This is a genomic window from Streptomyces sp. NBC_01431 (assembly GCF_036231355.1).
In the GTDB taxonomy this organism is placed as follows: Bacteria; Actinomycetota; Actinomycetes; order Streptomycetales; family Streptomycetaceae; genus Streptomyces.
In genome coordinates this window covers 130853-148862 of sequence record NZ_CP109496.1, presented here as the reverse complement: position 1 = coordinate 148862, position 18010 = coordinate 130853, and the positions used below count along the sequence as shown (strand labels likewise).

Sequence of the window (18010 nt, the reverse complement as noted above, 5' to 3'; positions counted from 1 at the left end):
CACCAATCATGTTCAAGCTGAGAGTCGCGAACCCCCACCTACATGCTCATGCAGCGAGTCGTCCAACAGCCAGGCGTCTGATCTCGGCGAGGCTGAGGTGGATGAGGTCGGAGGATCCGTTTCTGCTTTCTCCGTGTCGAGTTCGCGGGCCCGCAGGACGGTCTGCGCGGCGTGGGCAGCGATGGCCAGGGTCATGTGGCGGTGCCAGCCGGGATAGCGGCGGACCTGGTAGTCGTCCAGGCCACATTCCTGCTTCGCGCTCTGGAAGCACTCCTCGACGGCCCACCGGCTGCCCGCGACCGCGATCAGCTCATTCAGAGTGGTGTCGGCGGGGCAGTAGGCGATGGAGTAGGAGATCTCCTCGGGCGGGCGGACACTGCGGCGGGCGATGACCCAGTGCCGGGTCTGCGCAACCCACCTCGCCTACTCCGACTTCACCTAGTGTCCTGCGCCAGTAGTGGTTCGTTAGTTGTTGTGTGACTTCTGCTGCTGGTGCGTCAGTTCCTCGTCGGGGTCCGAAGCTGGAGCCGTTACTCCTGGCCGAGGACGAGCGTGCGGTGCTCGAGCGGTGGACCCGCCGTGCGAAGTCGGCGCAGTCACTTGCTCTGCGGGCGCGGATCGTGCTGGCGTGTGCGGGCCCGCAAGTGCCGCCGATCGTGGAGGTGGCCCGGAACCTGGGGGTGGCTGCGGACACGGTCCGCAAGTGGCGGCGCCGGTTCCTGGCTCAGCGTCTGGACGGGCTGGTGGATGAGCCCCGGCCGGGCCGGCCGCCCGTCATCGGTATCGATGCGGTGGAAGCCGTGGTGGTGGCGACCCTGGAGGAAATCCCGAAGAACGCGACCCACTGGTCGCGTTCTTCGATGGCGGACCGCAGCGGGCTGTCGAAGTCGACCGTCGGCCGGATCTGGCGGAGGTTCCAGCTCAAGCCCCATCTGACGGACACCTTCAAACTGTCGACGGATCCGTTGTTCGTGGAGAAGGTCCACGATGTCGTCGGCCTGTACTTCAACCCGCCCGAGGGCGCGGTGGTTCTCTCGGTGGACGAGAAGTCCCAGATCCAGGCCCTGGGCCGGTCCCAGCCCGTACTGCCGATGATGCCGGGCATGCCCGAGCGACGCACCCATGACTATGTGCGCAACGGGCTGACCACCCTGTTCGCCGCGTTCGACGTCGCCACCGGTGAAGTCATCACCGCCCTGCACCGACGCCACCGGGCCCTGGAGTTCAAGAAGTTCCTGATCCGGATCGACAAGACAGTCCCTGCCCACCTGGCGGTCCATCTCATCGTCGACAACTACGGCACCCACAAGACCCCCACGATCAGAGCATGGCTGGGCAGACACCCCAGGTTCCACCTGCACTTCACCCCGACCTACTCATCCTGGCTCAACCAGGTCGAGCGGTGGTTCGGCTTCCTCACCGACCAGAAGATCCGCCGCGGCACACACCACAACGTGCAAACCCTAGAAGCCGACATCCGCACATGGGTCAAGGAGTGGAACACCAACCCCAAGCCATTCATCTGGACCAAAACCGCCGCAGAAATCCTCGACTCCCTCGCCCGCTACTGCCAACGGATCTCCGGCGCAGGACACTAGTAGGGCTCCGTTAGGTCGCTCTGGCTCTTGGGTTTGGGCTGGTGGTGGATGTTCTTGGCAGGGGGCGGTGGCAGGTGGTGCAGGTGCCGGTCCAGCAGTTCAGCAGGTCTTGGATGGTGTCGAGGATCTGGTAGAGGGTGAGTCCGGTGTATCGGCTTTTGGGGCCAGGCGCTGTTCGGTGAGGAACGCGTGGGCGGCGGTGACCAGGGTGACGTGGGGTGCCAGCCGTTCCAGGAACGTCCCTCGAAGTGGTCCAGGCCGAGGCCGTGCTTGAGTTCCCGGTAGTCGTGCTCGATCCGCCAGCGGATCTTGGCCAGGCGGACCAGCTCAGCAAGCGGAGTCCCGGCGGGCAGACTGGACAGCCAGTAGTCGGTGGGTGCTTCGGCGCCTTCGGGCCATTCGACCAGCAGGGTGACCTCGGGCAGGACACCGTCCCAGTGGCCGTGTTCGGTGGTGGCGGCTGCCTGGGCGAGGCGTCGGGAGCGGACTCCGGCCGGCCGGACCCGCAGTGCCAGAAAGCGCGAGCGCATCGGCCCGCGGGAGCCTTCACGCCAGGTCACTTCGGTGAACGCCTGCCGACCCTGGCCGGTGACCAGGGCGGCCACCGAGGACGGCTTGTCGCGGTAGCGGTGCCGGGGCCTGCGGCCGTTGCCCGACCAGGGCGGTGTGACCGGTTCGGCGTCGTGCGGGTGGACGGTCACATCCGCGCGGATGGCGACGACATAGCCGATGTCCCGGCTGTTCAGGCCGTCACGGAAGTCGGCGTTCTGACCGTAGCCGGCGTCGGCCACCACCACCGGCGGCACCAGACCCCACCCGGCCAGCTCATCGATGCTGTCCAGGGCCAGGCGCCACTTCTCCCGGTGCCCGACCTCCTGTGGCATCCCGGTCTTCTGCCGCCGCACGGCATCGTCCGCCCACTCCTGCGGCACGAACAAACGCCACTCCAGCGGACACGAGGCAGTATCGGAGACCGCGTGCACGCTCACCGCGACCTGGCAGTTGGCCTGCTTGCCCAAGGCACCGCAGTACTGGTGCGTGACCGCCACCGACATCCGGCCGTCCTTGGGGAACGACACGTCGTCGATGGCCCAGGCATCCGGGCCGATCAGCGGCACCATCCGCTGGGCGATCTGCCGCCGCACCGGCACCGGATCCCAGGTCGACTGGTTCACGAACTGCTGCAGGTTCTGCTCGTTGCCATCCGGCAGCCGTTCCGCCATCGGCTGGATCGACTTACGCCGCCCGTCCAGCATGAGTCCCCGCAGATAGCAGTCGCCCTTCGCCCGTTGGTCCTTGCGCGGCACCGACGAGAACACGTCGGCTGCGAATAACGCCAACTGAGCTCGGGCACGGTTCACTTCATGTGCGTCCACACCCCTAACATGCCCCCAAACAGGACCGCGAGACAGACCTAACGGAGCCCTACTAGTGTCCTGCGCCGGAGATCCGTTGGCAGTAGCGGGCGAGGGAGTCGAGGATTTCTGCGGCGGTTTTGGTCCAGATGAATGGCTTGGGGTTGGTGTTCCACTCCTTGACCCATGTGCGGATGTCGGCTTCTAGGGTTTGCACGTTGTGGTGTGTGCCGCGGCGGATCTTCTGGTCGGTGAGGAAGCCGAACCACCGCTCGACCTGGTTGAGCCAGGATGAGTAGGTCGGGGTGAAGTGCAGGTGGAACCTGGGGTGTCTGCCCAGCCATGCTCTGATCGTGGGGGTCTTGTGGGTGCCGTAGTTGTCGACGATGAGATGGACCGCCAGGTGGGCAGGGACTGTCTTGTCGATCCGGATCAGGAACTTCTTGAACTCCAGGGCCCGGTGGCGTCGGTGCAGGGCGGTGATGACTTCACCGGTGGCGACGCCGAACGCGGCGAACAGGGTGGTCAGCCCGTTGCGCACATAGTCATGGGTGCGTCGCTCGGGCATGCCCGGCATCATCGGCAGTACGGGCTGGGACCGGCCCAGGGCCTGGATCTGGGACTTCTCGTCCACCGAGAGAACCACCGCGCCCTCGGGCGGGTTGAAGTACAGGCCGACGACATCGTGGACCTTCTCCACGAACAACGGATCCGTCGACAGTTTGAAGGTGTCCGTCAGATGGGGCTTGAGCTGGAACCTCCGCCAGATCCGGCCGACGGTCGACTTCGACAGCCCGCTGCGGTCCGCCATCGAAGAACGCGACCAGTGGGTCGCGTTCTTCGGGATTTCCTCCAGGGTCGCCACCACCACGGCTTCCACCGCATCGATACCGATGACGGGCGGCCGGCCCGGCCGGGGCTCATCCACCAGCCCGTCCAGACGCTGAGCCAGGAACCGGCGCCGCCACTTGCGGACCGTGTCCGCAGCCACCCCCAGGTTCCGGGCCACCTCCACGATCGGCGGCACTTGCGGGCCCGCACACGCCAGCACGATCCGCGCCCGCAGAGCAAGTGACTGCGCCGACTTCGCACGGCGGGTCCACCGCTCGAGCACCGCACGCTCGTCCTCGGCCAGGAGTAACGGCTCCAGCTTCGGACCCCGACGAGGAACTGACGCACCAGCAGCAGAAGTCACACAACAACTAACGAACCACTACTGGCGCAGGACACTAGCTCATGCACCTTTGGCGTCCAGACGCTCAGACGACGTGAGCAGGTACTCGGGCAGCTTGGAGCTCGCCGCCAGTACCTCGATGCCGATGAGGCGCCCTTGTTGGTCGAAGTCCAGGTTGATCATGCCGCCGACCTCCACCGGATCGCAGGGGTACATGCGCGAGGACTTGGCGCGAACCTGCGGATCGGTGAGATAGACGTACGCTGCGTTCGCGCTCTCGTCGTAGGTGACTCTGACGTCTGCCACGGCTGACATGCCCCCCTTGGTTTGACCGGTGTCGATCCAGAGCCTCGCCGAAATTCGAGTTGAAGGCGATGCCGCAAAGCCTCGCCCTCGCCCTCGCCCCGGGATGATCTCCGGCTACGAAAATCTTGCCAGAGCCACCAACGTCCCCAGCCTCGTACGCAGTTGTGCACGAAGTCGCGTACCGACTCGTCGCCGAGAGCGGCCTGCGGTCAGCGGTTGCCCGTCCAGACGATCCGGTCGGCGAAGCCGCCCCGCTCACCCGCCTTGGCCTCACGGATCTTCTCCAGCTGATCCGCGTCGATCCCCAGGTCCGCGGCGAGCGCGCGCACGACCTCCAGCACGTCCGCGAGTTCCTCCGGCGCCGAGTCCTCATCCGCCTCAAGGAACTCGGCGACCTCCTCGCCGAGCTTGTCCCGCAGACGGCCGCGGTATTCCTCCCGGCCCGCGGTGTAGGTGACCGGCTCGGCCCCGTCTTCCCGGATGATCTGCGGAATCCGGTCCCGCACCAACTTGCCGTGCCTGCTGTAGGGCTCCACCCGTGCTCTCCCGCACCTGTCTTCGTGAGGCGATCGCCAAACGCCGCCCCTTCATGCCGCCGCAGCCTAGAGAAGTCGCCTCACCACTCGCCATGCGAACCGCCAATCCCACCCGTTCGGAGGGGCCCGTGCCGCCGCAGCGGTTCGTCACCGCCGTCCCCGCGGCGGAAGCGGGCGGCGGGTCCGTCCGCCGGAAGGGGCGGCCCGCTGCTGCGGCGGGGTGGTGGGCAGGGCGGTGACGCCCAGGGCGGCGTCCCTCGCGGTGAGGGCCTCATCCCGTTCGGCCAGGGCCTCGGCCCGTGCCCTCGCCAGCTGTTCGATCATGACCGCGTAGGTGCCCACCTCTTGGTAGCAGGCCCCGGGGCTCACGGCAGTGCTGGCGACTCACTCTCCTTCCTTCAACCGTCCCGCCTGCCCTCCCGGCGCGGACGCAACAGCGCGCTGATCGACCTCGCAGCGCAGTTGCCCTCCGCTGTCCTCAGCGAGGTCCTCGGCATCTCCGTTGGAGCGGCCACCGGCTGGGCCGCCGCCGCGGGCGCCCCCCGCGCGCAGTAGGCCGTCGAACTCAGCCGCCGCTCGAAGAGCGGAGCCCAGTGTCGGATGTTGATGGGCGACGTGTGAGTTGCAGCGGTTTGCGACGGTGTTTTGCACTGGATGAACCGTTCCGGGTTCGGTAGAGATCTCAGATGTTGACTGTGATGTGGGGTTTCGTGGTTGCTCGGTAGTAGTTGGTCTCGTATTCGGCGGGCGGGATGTGTCCGATTTCACCGTGGAGTCGGCGGTGGCAGTACCAGTCGATCCACTCAGCGGTGGCGAGCTCGACCTCGGGGAGTGTCTTCCATGGCCGTCGGGGCTTGATCAGCTCGGTCTTGAACAGGCCGATCGTGGACTCCATCAGGGCATTGTCGTAGGCGTCGCCGACTGATCCGATCGATGCGGCGATGCCTGCCCGGTCGAGGTGATCGGCAAGCGCGAACGATGCGTACTGCGACCCGGCATCGGAGTGATGTATCAACTCGCCTTTCTGATAGGGGCGTTGGGCTCGGTCGCGCTGCCAAAGGGCCATCTCGAGTGCGTCCAGGACGAGCCGGGTCTCCTTCGATGTGGCTGCTGACCAGCCGACGATCCGGCGGGAGAAGGTGTCCACGACGAAGGCGACGTAGACGATGCCGGCGAACGTGGTGACGTGGGTGAAGTCGGCAACCCAGCAGCGGTTCGGGGCGGGGGCGACGAAGTCACGGTCCACGAGGTCCGGGGCCCGTTCCGCGCTCGCGTCGGGGATGGTGGTGATCACCTTCTTGCCGCGGACCGCTCCGGTGATACCGAGTTCACGCATGAGGCGCTCGATGGGTGCAGCGGGCCACCGCAACATCCTGGCGGTTCAGGTGGCGCCAGATCTTCCGGGCGCCGTAGACACGGTAGTTCGCCTCGTACGCCTGGATGATCAAGGTCTTCAGTTCGGCGTCACGGACGGTGCGGACCGCGGGTGCGGCCTGGCGTTTGTGGTGGGCGTCGTAGGTGGACGGGGCAATCTTGCAGTCGTGGTCGGTGAGGACCCGGCAGATCGGCTCGACGCCGCCGAAGCGGTCCTTGTGCTCGTCGATGAACGCTACGAGCGTGTGTGTGGCCGGTTGAATCTAAGCGTGCCGATACCGAGCTTGGCCGCGACGGCTTTCATCGCGGCCCACTCGGTGTCGTACTCCGGCCGCACCTCGGCGACCATCCGCACCGCACGACGGCGCAGCTCAAGCGGGTATTGGAAAGGACGTGCCATGACTCGATCCTCTCAAACGATCGAGTCCCTACCGAACCCGGAACGGTTCAGTCCTGATCGCGGGCGGCGTCTTCTGCGGTTTGGTGGTCTGGGCTTCCACGAGATCGACTGATCAGTTAGAGCATTCCGGGACGCCGCCATGCCTGTCCGAGGACATGGTGGTCAAGGAAGTTCAGCACCGTCTCGTACATGAGGCGAATGTGGTTCGGCGCCCCGATCCCATGGCCCTCGTCCGGAAAGTGCAGGAAGCTGACGGGCGTCCCGAGCCGCTGCAGATCGCTGTGCAGGCTCAGTGCCTGGCCCATCGGGACGCGGTGGTCCTTGCCGCCGTGCACGATCAGCATCGGCGTCGTCACCTTCGCCGCGTGGAAGTGTGGCGAATTGGCTTCGTACCGTTCGCGCTGCGTCCGCGGGTCGCCGAAGATCTTCCGGAAGTATGCGTGCATGTCCGTGTCGATCTGGAACGCCTCCAGGTTCCACATCCCGGCGTGGGTGACGATCGCCTTGAAGCGGTCAGTGAGGGTCGCGGCCCGGTTGGCCAGGTAGCCGCCGTAGGACCAGCCGGCGAGGCCGGTCCGGGTCGCGTCGAGGTCGTCGCGTGCCAGTGCCGCGTCCGTCAGCGCGATGAGATCACGGTAGGGCTGACCGCCGTACTGGCCCCGGCCGCGCTCCTGCATACGTTGCCCGTAGCCGGTGGACAGCGCCGGATCCGGTAGCAGCACCGCGTAGCCGCGGGCCGCGAACGGCCATGGGTTCCACAACCACGTCCAGGCGCTCCAGGACATCTGTGGTCCCCCGTGCGGGGCGATGATCAGCGGCGCTGGGCGCTCGGCCGAGACACCCTCGGGCAGCGCGAGCCAGGCGCGCAACGGGAAACCGTCGTCCGCCTCGACGTGCACCTCGGTCAGCGTGCCGGGAAGCGAGTCGAGGTCGCCGGGCGCCCTAAGAAAGGAGGGTTCTTGATCGGCTGTGACGGCATCCAGCCGAACCACTCGAGGCGGGCCGTCGATCGTGCTGCGCAGTGCATAGAGGGTGGTCCCATCGGGCGACACGCAGAGAGAGGCGTAGGCGCCGGATGCAGTCAGGCGGGTGATCGTGCCGTCCGCGTCGCGGCGGAAGACCGGGCAGTAGCCCCGCTCGTCACCGGTGAACCACAGCGTGGCATCCCCACGGATCGGCGAGAGGACCGCCCGTCCCGGCCACGGCCAGTTGTCGAACTCCGGCAGGAGGTCAGTCTCTTCCCCCGAAGCCAGGTCGAACGCGACCAGGGTGACTCGCCACTCGGTGTCATAGGTCTCTTCTCGCTGGCGCTGGCAGACCAACGCCGAGCCATCGGCCGTGAACGCCAGGCGGCAGTACTGCTGACCGGTGCGCGAGAATGCATGGTGCTCGACGCCAGTGGCCGCGTCGGCGACCACCACGACATTCATGTCGGGAGCGCGGCCCGTCGCGGCCCGCGTGTAGGCCACCAGCGATCCGTCCGGCGAGAGCGCCATGTCTCCTGTGCCCGCCAGGCCCTGGCTGCCGGCGTTCACCGGAGCCCCGTCGGCGTGCAGGACGAAGGTGTGGGGTTCGTCAGGACCGAGACCTGCGCCAAAGGCACACGTTGTGGTCGCCTCGTACAGAACTGCCTTGACCATGGCGCTCTCGCGCTCACGAAGAAGTTCGGCGTATACCTCGGCATTCACCGCGCCAGCCAGCAGATCAGCGGTGTAAGCGACCGCGCGGGCATCCTTGGCGACGGCGAAGGCGGATATACCTCCCGGGTGGTGGGCGATCTGCCTGGCCTCGCGGCAGTCCGGCAGCGCCCACAGTCCGACGCCCTGACTCTCGCTCTTTTCAGCGGCGGAATCGGTGTTCTCGCGGCCGGAGAGGAACAACAGGGCGCCGTCGGCAGCGAAAGCGGGAGCGCAGTCACCCTGCACGGACCGGGCCACGAGACGGCTCTCGCGCTCGCCCGAGGGGTCCACCTCCCACAACCTCGAAACGTACCTGGTTCCCTGGTCGTTGATGATCTGCACGGACGCGATCAAGCGCGATCCGTCGGATGCCAGGACCAAGTCGGTCAGGCGAGGGTGTGTAGCGAACAGGTCGTGGAACGAGGCGGCATCATCCAAGGCATGGATCATGACGATCATCCTGCCCGCCGCCCCCGAACTGTGACAGGGATCCGACAATCTGAGGGGACCTGACTGAGGAGAACCGGCTCGGCGGTGGTGCCTCCGACGTGGCGGAGCCACTTCGAACTGACCGCAGCGCGTCTCCTACGGCAGGGAACGGGTAAGCCACACCACTTCGCCACGGTCATCGGCCGAGACGTGGTCGCGCTCGAACCCAAGCTTTTCGAGGACGCGCAACGATGGCGCGTTCCAGGGAGCCACCGTCGACCAGAGCCGTTTCCGCCCAGTCGCGATCGCCGCGTCGAGCACCGCGGACGCCGCTTCGGTGGCATAGCCCTGTCCGTGCACGCGCTGGAACAGTTCATAGGCGATCTCCGGCTCGTCAACGGAAGCCCGACCGACAGTGAGCCCGCAATACCCGATGAAGTCGCCCGCTTCGCGGCGGATGACAGGCAGCAGAGCAATCCCTGTCAGCGCCGACGCAGCCCGCTGATCCTCGATCATCTGCCGGTTGTCCTCGATCGACGGCATGCCACCACCCCGTTCGGCGACGAGCACGCGATGGGCATCGATGTCGGGCTCGGTCCACTGACGCAACGTCAGCCGAGCGGTGTCGAGTTGGAGCGGCATCGGCGAATACGGCATGGCGACACCCTATCGACGCTGCTCCCCAAGCCGGGGCGACTGAGCCCTGGCCTCCCCCCAAGGACTGGCGCGCCTACCTGAAGGCGAAATGGGAGGGGGAAGACGTCGCCCCACTGCCCCGCGATGAGCCTGACCAGGACGCCTTGTTCTGAGCACCCACCCGCACGACACAGCGATGCTCCCCGACAGCTCGTCGGGGGGCATCGTGCGCTGCGTCTGCCAGGTCGATTACCGGCGGGCGCGGACACCGCTACTTCCGTGCCTTCCGCCCTGCCCGCCAGCCAGGCCGGAAGCTGCAGCCGGTGTCCCGGCCGCAGCCAAGGCCGGCCCCGAAGCCCCGCCGCGTTGTCAGCTGGATCATGACCGCACCCCCAGCACCTTCGCGGCCGCCGACGCCGCGGAACTGAAGGAGATCCGTACGGCCTGCTCTCACCTCGACGCGCCGCACGGCACGTCCACGACTTCGCCGAGATGCTCCACAGCCTCCAGGGAGACCAGCTCCCGGACTGGATGGACCGTGTCCTTGCCGACGACCTCCCTGCCTTGCACTCCCTGGTCAGCGGCCTACGACGAGACTTCGACGCCGCCACTGCCAGCCTCTCCACCCCATGAGCTCCGGGCAGGTCGAGGGCCACGTCACCCGGGTCAAACTCCTCAAGCGTATGGCCTATGGACGAGCAAATCTCGACCTCCTGCGCCAGCGCGTACTTCTGGGCCCATGACCCTGCGACAGGGACCTCCCGCTGTGAGATCGCCTGAACCTGCCGTCTATTCTGAACGCGTTCAGTCGGGGTGGGGCGGGATGTGGATGAGCACTTCAGTGAGCCGGTGGGCAGCTCTGGTCGCCGCGTTGGCGTGGGCCTGCGTTGCTTGCGCCGATGCAGGTGGAGACATAGCCCGGATTGACCGGTCGGCGCTTACGGGCCAGTGGAGTAGTCCGGGCGGCACTCGTCTTCACCTGGGGAAGGACCTCGCCATGACGGGGGAACGCCTGAACAGTGCGATGCTGGGAGGCACATCATGCCCGGACACTGCAACCGGACACTGGAGCTTCTTCAGCTCGCCTGACAAGGCGGGTTCCATGTTCGCCGATGACAGGTTCACCAGCGGCGACACCATCTCTGTGCGCATCGACGACCCGAAGGATTCCTGTCTTCTCTCAGTTCAGGTCCGGCGGGACGAGCACGGACTCAATCTGTGCCTGGCAGAAGACCTTGACTCTGGCTGTTCCGCCGAGGAGCTTCTGCGCCTTGAGCCGGTGACGCCGACAGGACAGGAAGCGAAGTGACTCGCTGTCCCTGCCGACGGAATATCACAAGATCCCCGGCAGAGCCCGAAATTCCACAGCTCAGACGCCACATCACAAGATCGAACTCTCCGCACTCACCCGGCAATGCCTCGACCGCCGGTTCGGCGACCTCGACACACTCAACACCGAACTCACGGCCTGGCAGAACGCCACCAACACCGACCAGCGCCAAGGGTCGGGCGGAGGAGCCTTCAGGAAGCGCCGGGGCCGAAATCGTTCTTGTGAGCCTGGTAGTGAGCTTCGTTCGCGGCGATGACGCGGTCGACGGCCTCGGCTACCCCGCTCTTCTCCGGGGGCTGCTTACGCTGCCGGCGGTTCTCCGTTGCCTCGGACCACAACGGCCCCGATGTCTGGCGCTGGCTGCGGGCATTCTGTACCTGCTCCCACTTGTATGTCGGCCACCACCAGTCGGACTTGCCCCAGCACCCCGGAACACGCACACCCCTGTCGTGCCACTCGACGGGACGCATGCCCGTGACCCGTCCTTCGGAGGCCATCTGCCGCAGCATCCCGTGGACGGCGCCAACCGACGTCCTCTGCGAAACGGCGGTGACCGGAGCCAAGCCCCGCTCAAGGTCGATCGCGGCTGCGACGGCGTCGGCCGACTTGGGCGTCTCCAACGCCATCACAGCGCTGACGACAACGTGATCCGCAGGCCGATACTGCGGTTGCTCCTCCTCCGGGGCAACCGACAACGCCTGCTTCACGGGAGGCCGCAACCATCGTGGCATCCTCATCCTCTCCCCCTCCGACAGACCAGTGCCGATCAATACCAGTTTAGACCGACCGGCAAATGGATCACTGGAGACGTCGGGTGGTGGGCCGGCCATCCCAGCGGTAGCGGCTCGTCGAGCGTCGGATGAGCATGCGGAGCGTGACGAGGGTGGCGGCGAGGTAGAGGTAGAAGTCAACGACCGCGCCGCTCCTCTCAGTGCAGCGCCGGAGCTTGCCGTAGTCGTTCATCCACGAGTGCGTGCGCTCGACCACCCAGCGTTTGCCGGCCTGGATCGGGGCAGGCACTCCCTTGCGTGCGATCTCGGCCGTGAATCCCAACTCGGCGATAAGTGCACGGGACTTGGCGCTGTCGTAGCCGCGGTCGAGGTTGATGTTGACGGTCTCCGGCATCGCGCCGACCTGTGCTTGCGCAGCGTCCAGGGTGGGGCCGAGCAGGGGCGAGTCGTGCCGGTTGGCACCGTCGGAGACGATCCCGAGCGGGACACCGCAGGCATCGGATGCGACGGAGCGTTTCAGCTCCGAGAAGGTCCACGCCCTTGCACTCGAAGCCTACGATCGAATGATCGGTCTCGGGCTGAGTGAGATCTCGGTAGACGGCTGCATCACCAAGGCCCCGTATATCCCAAGTTCAGCCCACTGTTTGACGCGGCGCCGGATGGTCCGGTCCGAGCATCCGGCGCCAGCGATCCGTTCGTACCCTGAGCCGTGGACCAGGGCGAGCACGATGTACTCGAAGACGGTGCGGTCCGGAACCCGCCGCCGGTGACACCCCAGCGGATGGCTCTCGGCGTATCCGTTCCGCACGGGTAGCAGAGCAGCAAATTGGTCCCACAGGGGTTCCAAAAGGCATGATGGGACCGCAGGCACGAGCCCTCCGGGTGATCACTGAGCGTCAAGAACTCCATGATCACTCAGGCTCGTGCCTGCCTTGCGTCCGGGCCCGTCCGAGAACCCCTGCCCACCATTTGCCGGTCGGTCTAAGGACCGCAGTTTCCGTCCGCTGCCGGTGCGGGAGCGGATGATCCCCAAGTCGGGCGGCAAGTTACGTCGGCTGGGGATCGCCACGATCACGGACCGGGTGGTGCAGGCGTCCTTGAAGCTGGTACTGGAGCCGATCTTCGAGACGGATTTCCTCCCGTGTTCCTACGGGTTCCGTCCGAACCGCCGGGCCCACGACGCGGTGGCCGAGGTGCGCATCTTCACGTCCAAGTCGTATGAGTGGATCGTGGAGGGCGACATCAAAGCCTGCTTCGACGAGATTTCACACTCCGCTCTCATGGACCGGGTGCGAAAGCGCGTCGGAGATAAACACGTCCTGGCCCTGGTGAAGGCGTTCTTGAAGTCGGGCATCCTCGGCGAGGATCGTCTGCTCCGAGAGACCACCGCCGGCACCCCACAGGGTTCGATTCTCTCGCCGTTGATGAGCAACGTGGCTCTTTCGGCCCTGGACGAGTACGTCGCCCAGGCGCCGGGAGATCCGGGGTCCATGCCCTGGGCTCGGGCCAAGCGACGTCGCCAAGGTCTCCCCAACTACCGGCTTTCCAGGTACGCGGACGACTGGTGTCTGATGGTCTCCGGCACCAAGGACGACGCCGAAGCTCTGCGCGAAGAGATCGCAGAGGTGTTGTCCACGGTGGGCTTGCGCCTGTCCGTGGAGAAGACCCTGATCACCCATATCGACGAGGGCCTGGACTTCCTCGGGTGGCACATCCAGCGCCACCGCAAACGGGGTTCCAGCCGCTGCTACGTCTACACCTACCCTTCGCGCAAGGCCCTCAAGGCCGCGATGGACAAGGTCAAGGCGATCCGCCGCAGAACGGCCACCGGCCTGCCACTGGACGAACTGCTCATCCAGATCAACAAGATGCTGTTCGGCTGGTGCATGTACTTCCGCCCCGGAGTGTCCAGCGCGACCTTCCAGTACCTGAGCTCGTACACGTGGAGCCAGGTCATGAAGTGGCTGCGCCGCAAGCACCACCGGATCAACAGGAAGGACCTTCGCCGCCGCTACTGCGGTGGAGGGTGGTGGCCATCAGGAGAGGAACGGACGCTGTTCGACCCCGGCAAGGTACGCACCACGCGCTACCGATACCGAGGGACAATCATCCCTTCTCCGTGGCCATCCGCCAGATGAGGACAACTATCTGCAGCTGGGCGGGACTTGTGGAGCGCCCGGTGCCGTGAGAGTGGCACGCCGGGTGCGGGAAGCGGTCCAGAGAAACGGCTCGATCGAAAGACGAGACCGCGCTCTGGGCCGACTTCACCACCGGATGTTCTGCCACATCGCCGCGAACTGGCGAGGACGGCCGCTGACCAGCTACGAGGTCGTCCTGGAGACCATCTCCGCAACGACCACCACGACCGGGCTCTCGATCGGCGCGGACTCGACACCGGCAGCTATCCACTTGGCGTGACCGTCTCGCCCGCAGAGTTCCGCGCCCTGCCGATCACACCGAGCACGTTCCACGGCGACTGGAACTACACGCTCGCGCCCGCCCCACCCATGCCTCCCGAGGCACCACGAAGTCGTCTCCGGATCGAACCCGCTCTCACCGAACTGCTCACCGACCCAGCCCTGACGGGCATGGACCGCTCCGACTTCGACCACCTCGTGGCGGTCTCGGAACCGTACTGGGACGCCCTGGCCGAAGCCGCCTTCCAACGACGCTTTCACCGTCCGCGCGGCTATCTCCACCCGCAGATCAGCAGCATCGACCACCTCCACCGGCTCCTGGCAGCCATCTTGCGCCGCCGAAGGGCCGTAACCATTACGTTCCTGGCCCAGTTGCTGGGCGTCAACCGCACCAACCTGTCCATCCAGTACCAGGACGAAAAGCGGCTCCTGGACCTGCACCGGGTCCTCATCACACCTATACCCGGATCGGCCGCCCGCACATGGGAACAGCTACACGCCCGAGCGCCCCCCAAACCCGTCGCTGACAGTTATTCAAATACAAGCCCCCGGACGTACCGAGAACAGCCAGATCGGTGTGTTCCTCGCCTATGCCACCGGCCGCCCCCGGCTCGCCGCACCCAGACGCCTCTCGGTGTCCTCAGGGTGCCTCGCGGGTCTTGGCCAAGGTGTCCCCGAGATGTCCCAAACCGCAGGTCAGGAGGTTGGGACACGGTCGGGACGTCCCAGTGGCCCGGCAGCGCGTGACCGTACCGGCCCCCGCGCTAGTTTCCTGTTGCACCGGATGAGCGTCGGCATGCGGCGGATCTGATCACCGCCTGCCCGGCCGACGCCCGCCCGGACAACCACCTCCATCCAAGAAATGGGTCTGCCGTGTTCAAGACGCCCGTGTTCAAGAAGCGCATAACCACAGTCCTGGCCGCCGCTGCTGTGACGCCCGTTCTGATTCTTTCGACGTCGGGCAGTGCCTTCGCCGAGAGCCAGGTCCACTGGCGCGACGCGAAGACGGGCGGCTGCCTGATCACCGAGTCCACCGTGGGCGCGGAGCACCGCGTCAGCACGGACGCTCCGGGCCTGGTCCACTGTTTTGACCCGATCGGCCACCTCAAGAGCGACTGGTACGACGGTCAGGACAACCTGCAGAACTCCAACGGTGCCTGGACCGAGAAGGCGTCCAACGGCGAGTGCCTCACCGCCTACTGGCAGGGCCAGGTCTACACCGAGCCGTGCTCCAGCCCGGCCAACTACTACGAGCAGTGGTACGAGAAGTGGACCGGGGACGGCTTCAACCTGGTCAACCGCGAAACCGGTCAGTGCCTGGACAGCAATTCCAGCGGCGACGTGTACACCATGGCGTGCAACGGCGGTCAGTACCAGGTCTGGAAGTAGCCTCTGCCTGAGGCAGCGGGCTCGCGAAGCCGCCCGTGCACCGGCGCCCGCGGGCGGACGACGGGCACCTCAGGAACGGCTCGTACTCCCGCCGGGGCCCCGGCTTCCTCCAGCCGCAAGAAGCCTGCGCGTCCGGCCTGCTCGGCGACTCCGCAGGACGTTCAGGAGGGGGCTGAGCACCGGCGGGCTGGCCTCGGGGAACGGCTGGAGGCGCAGCTGCACAGCCTCGCGCTGTGCGGCGCTCGTCGGTGTCCCGCGAGACGAAGTGCGTGTACCAAGGCGGCGTCCGCCCTGCGCTGGCAAGAACCGGCGCGGGGGAGGGCCGGTCCTCTCGGCTCTGTGTCAGGGGTCCGGGGGAGGGCTGCCGCCTTGGCGGGTCTGGCCGGTGCGGTCGAGTACGGAGGAGAGCCCCGTCCAGGTGCCGGTCGCCTTGGCTGCGGCCCCGTGCACTTCCTCACCGCGTAGACCACGGAGACCCGAACCACCTCTGCCCGCGGACCGCGCTGCACACCCGGCCCTTTCGACAGGGGTGGCCTGCGGTACTGCCGCCGCCTGCCTCGAAGCGCCGTAGCAGCCGCGGAGCCTCCTGCTGCCCCTTGCAGGCGTGTCCGAAGAAGACGTGCCGATGAATCAGGTCCGCAGGTTCGTCGGGGATTTCCTTGAGTCCCAGGACAATGTCCGTCTCGGGGCAGCGGCTCGTCCAGCTGCCCTGCGGCGTGATCGCGCAGCCGGCGTCGGCGTACGCGTGGCGGGGAAGACGCGCTGCGGAGACTCTTCAACGGTCAGGTGAACGCCTCGCGCGATCAGTTTGTGGGCGTCTTCAGGCACAAGGGCGGCACGCCGTTCGGTCCGCCGGGATTCGTGTCTCATCCAGATGCGCAGCATGTCAGGCACCGGGTAAGTGTCCGCCGCAGATCACCGACTGTTTGGCTCGCCGCGCCCGTTTGTCACCTCCAGGCGCTGACCGTGGATCGCGGCCGATCGGCGCGGGCCTCCGTCAACGCAATGCGTGAAGGCACCCATTGGTGACTTTGCCGACCGGATGCCCGCATGGCTTGTTGGAATCGACCTACAACCGGCTGTAGTGGGCGGCCGGTGAACGGTGAAGGGATGACGATGAGCACTGCCCAGGTGGAAGCCACGGACGGCGAGCAATCCGCCCCGGTGATCAGCACGGTCGCGGGGACCGTGGGTGCGGGGTCCAAAGAGGACAACGAGCCTGCGGTTAAGGTCGAGTTGAACGGCCCGTACGGGATCGCGGTGGACCACACCGGCACCCTCTACTTCTCCGAGTACAGCAGCCACCGGGTTCGGAAGGTCACCACTGACGGGAAGATCAGCACGGTCGTGGGGAACGGGGTCGCGGGCTCCCGGGGTGACAAGGGCCTTGCCGTCTCGGCCCAGCTGAACTACCCGCGCGAGGTGGCGGTGGACAGCGCAGGTGCCGTCTACATCGCCGATGGCAACAACCACCGGATCCGGAAGATCACGGCCGATGGGAAGATCGACACAGTCGCCGGCACGACCGCGGGATGCAGCGGTGACGGCGGCCCCGCCACCGCCGCCCAGTTCAACCTCCCCTTGGGGGTGGCGGTGGACAGCACCGGCGCCCTCTACGTCGCCGACTACTACAACAACCTAATCCGGAAGATCACCACTGACGGGAAGATCAGCACGTTCGTGGGGAACGGGTCCGCGGGAGACGGCGGTCCAGAGGTTTCAGCCCAGCTGAAGAACCCGCACTCAGTGGCGGTGGACGGCGCGGGCAACCTCTACATCGCCGATTCCGGCAATCACCGGGTTCTGAAGGTCGCGGCCGATGGGAAGATCAGCACGGTCGCGGGCATCGTGGGCTCCGCGGGCTCCGGCGGTGACGGCGGCCCGGCCGCTTCGGCCCAGCTGAACTCCCCCTTGGGGGTGGTGGTGGACAGCGCAGGCGACCTCTACATCGCCGATTCCGGCAATCACCGGGTTCTGAAGGTCGCGGCCGATGGGAAGATCAGCACGGTCGCGGGCATCGTGGGCTCCGCGGGCTCCGGCGGTGACGGCGGCCCGGCCGCATCGGCCCAGCTGAAGAACCCACGCGGGCTCGCTGTGGACTGCGTCGACACCCTCTACATCGCCGACCACGTCGACAACCGGGTACGGAGGGTCGCGTCGGCGAGGATGGCCGGGCTGCCCGATTCGGGCACGGTGGTCTCCTTGGCCAACGTCCGCAGCAGGTTGCGGATGGGGGTCCTGCGTGAGTCCACCAAGGACGGGGCCGAGATCCACCAGGCGCTCGCCGTCCCCAGGGATCACCAGCGGTGGCGGCTGGTCGCGGCGGGCCAGGACAACGGCGGCATCCTGTACAGGATCGAGAACGTGCGCAGCGGCAAGGTTTTGGAGGTCGTCGGAGCGGGGGTGGCGGCCGGGGCAGTGGTCGCGCAGCGCGTCTACGAGGGTGTTGACGCGCGCCATCAGCAGTGGAGGCTGATCCCGGTGGGCTCCGTGGCCGATACCCCGCGGGTGTACGAGATCGCGAACCGGAACAGCGGTCTGCTCCTGCGGGTCGACACCAACGCCCCCACGGTGATCAAGCAGTACGGGGCGCAGGGCGACCACCGCGACCGGCAATGGCAACTGCTCCCCGTGTGAACGCACGACTGGTCAGGGG

General features: G+C 66.6%; 12 protein-coding genes and 5 pseudogenes. 6 read left to right on the top strand and 11 right to left on the bottom strand.

The features are described from left to right. Window positions 1-75 precede the first annotated feature (75 nt). A pseudogene (locus tag OG522_RS00785) lies at window positions 76-402 on the bottom strand (IS701 family transposase); the annotation flags it as partial. A 74-nt stretch (window positions 403-476) separates the two neighbouring features. Here OG522_RS00785 and OG522_RS00780 point away from each other — a divergent pair. After that, the gene (locus OG522_RS00780) at window positions 477-1598 is read left to right on the top strand and encodes an IS630 family transposase (RefSeq protein WP_443074639.1); all 1122 of its coding nucleotides are present in this window, start codon (window positions 477-479) and stop codon (window positions 1596-1598) included. A gap of 99 nt (window positions 1599-1697) precedes the next feature. Here the strand turns inward: OG522_RS00780 and OG522_RS00775 are convergent. The 8 genes and pseudogenes from OG522_RS00775 to OG522_RS00740 form a co-directional block, all read right to left on the bottom strand. Further along, window positions 1698-2974 (bottom strand): annotated as a pseudogene (locus tag OG522_RS00775) (IS701 family transposase). Window positions 2975-3026: 52 nt separating this feature from the next. Continuing rightward, a complete protein-coding gene (locus tag OG522_RS00770) occupies window positions 3027-4148 on the bottom strand; it encodes an IS630 family transposase (protein WP_443074638.1) in 1122 nt (373 codons plus the stop codon). Between the two features lie 39 nt (window positions 4149-4187). Continuing rightward, window positions 4188-4442 carry a DUF2283 domain-containing protein gene (locus tag OG522_RS00765; protein WP_329460961.1) on the bottom strand — a complete coding sequence of 85 codons (255 nt, stop codon included), beginning with the start codon at window positions 4440-4442 and terminating at the stop codon, window positions 4188-4190. Window positions 4443-4642: 200 nt separating this feature from the next. Continuing rightward, the gene (locus tag OG522_RS00760) at window positions 4643-4969 is read right to left on the bottom strand and encodes a nucleoside triphosphate pyrophosphohydrolase (protein WP_329460960.1); all 327 of its coding nucleotides are present in this window, start codon (window positions 4967-4969) and stop codon (window positions 4643-4645) included. Window positions 4970-5116: 147 nt separating this feature from the next. Next, window positions 5117-5293 carry a hypothetical protein gene (locus tag OG522_RS00755; RefSeq protein WP_329460959.1) on the bottom strand — a complete coding sequence of 59 codons (177 nt, stop codon included), beginning with the start codon at window positions 5291-5293 and terminating at the stop codon, window positions 5117-5119. Between the two features lie 358 nt (window positions 5294-5651). Beyond that, window positions 5652-6743, bottom strand: a pseudogene (locus OG522_RS00750) (IS3 family transposase). 116 nt (window positions 6744-6859) lie between these two features. Then, window positions 6860-8872: a S9 family peptidase gene (locus OG522_RS00745; RefSeq protein WP_329460958.1), complete on the bottom strand. Its 2013-nt coding sequence runs from the start codon at window positions 8870-8872 to the stop codon at window positions 6860-6862. A 135-nt stretch (window positions 8873-9007) separates the two neighbouring features. Continuing rightward, window positions 9008-9508: a GNAT family N-acetyltransferase gene (locus OG522_RS00740; RefSeq protein ID WP_329460957.1), complete on the bottom strand. Its 501-nt coding sequence runs from the start codon at window positions 9506-9508 to the stop codon at window positions 9008-9010. Window positions 9509-10484: 976 nt separating this feature from the next. On the opposite strand from OG522_RS00740, the gene OG522_RS00735 reads away from it, so the two are divergent. Then, complete coding sequence (locus OG522_RS00735; protein WP_329460956.1) at window positions 10485-10796, top strand: hypothetical protein; 312 nt, start codon at window positions 10485-10487, stop codon at window positions 10794-10796. A 212-nt stretch (window positions 10797-11008) separates the two neighbouring features. Here the strand turns inward: OG522_RS00735 and OG522_RS00730 are convergent, their stop codons facing one another. Then, window positions 11009-11524 carry a hypothetical protein gene (locus OG522_RS00730; RefSeq protein WP_329460955.1) on the bottom strand — a complete coding sequence of 172 codons (516 nt, stop codon included), beginning with the start codon at window positions 11522-11524 and terminating at the stop codon, window positions 11009-11011. A gap of 91 nt (window positions 11525-11615) precedes the next feature. Continuing rightward, a pseudogene (locus OG522_RS00725) lies at window positions 11616-12419 on the bottom strand (transposase). A gap of 151 nt (window positions 12420-12570) precedes the next feature. Between OG522_RS00725 and ltrA the strand changes: the two are divergent. The 4 genes and pseudogenes from ltrA to OG522_RS00705 all read left to right on the top strand — a co-directional run bounded on the left by ltrA (window position 12571) and on the right by OG522_RS00705 (window position 17991). Next, window positions 12571-13686 carry a group II intron reverse transcriptase/maturase gene (gene ltrA / locus OG522_RS00720; RefSeq protein ID WP_329460954.1) on the top strand — a complete coding sequence of 372 codons (1116 nt, stop codon included), beginning with the start codon at window positions 12571-12573 and terminating at the stop codon, window positions 13684-13686. Between the two features lie 121 nt (window positions 13687-13807). Further along, a pseudogene (locus tag OG522_RS00715) lies at window positions 13808-14512 on the top strand (ISAzo13-like element transposase-related protein); the annotation flags it as partial. A 326-nt stretch (window positions 14513-14838) separates the two neighbouring features. Beyond that, a complete protein-coding gene (locus OG522_RS00710; protein ID WP_329460953.1) occupies window positions 14839-15354 on the top strand; it encodes an RICIN domain-containing protein in 516 nt (171 codons plus the stop codon). Window positions 15355-16470: 1116 nt separating this feature from the next. Then, complete coding sequence (locus OG522_RS00705) at window positions 16471-17991, top strand: NHL domain-containing protein (protein WP_329467428.1); 1521 nt, start codon at window positions 16471-16473, stop codon at window positions 17989-17991. Window positions 17992-18010 lie beyond the last annotated feature (19 nt).

Coding starts and splice junctions, on each gene's coding strand:
- OG522_RS00765 (WP_329460961.1), bottom strand. CDS start 4,442: ATGTCAGCCGTGGCAGACGTCAGAGTCACCTACGACGAGAGCGCGAAC.
- OG522_RS00755 (WP_329460959.1), bottom strand. CDS start 5,293: ATGATCGAACAGCTGGCGAGGGCACGGGCCGAGGCCCTGGCCGAACGG.
- OG522_RS00735 (WP_329460956.1), top strand. CDS start 10,485: ATGACGGGGGAACGCCTGAACAGTGCGATGCTGGGAGGCACATCATGC.
- OG522_RS00705 (WP_329467428.1), top strand. CDS start 16,471: ATGAGCACTGCCCAGGTGGAAGCCACGGACGGCGAGCAATCCGCCCCG.
- OG522_RS00745 (WP_329460958.1), bottom strand. CDS start 8,872: ATGATCCATGCCTTGGATGATGCCGCCTCGTTCCACGACCTGTTCGCT.
- ltrA (WP_329460954.1), top strand. CDS start 12,571: ATGATCCCCAAGTCGGGCGGCAAGTTACGTCGGCTGGGGATCGCCACG.
- OG522_RS00740 (WP_329460957.1), bottom strand. CDS start 9,508: ATGCCGTATTCGCCGATGCCGCTCCAACTCGACACCGCTCGGCTGACG.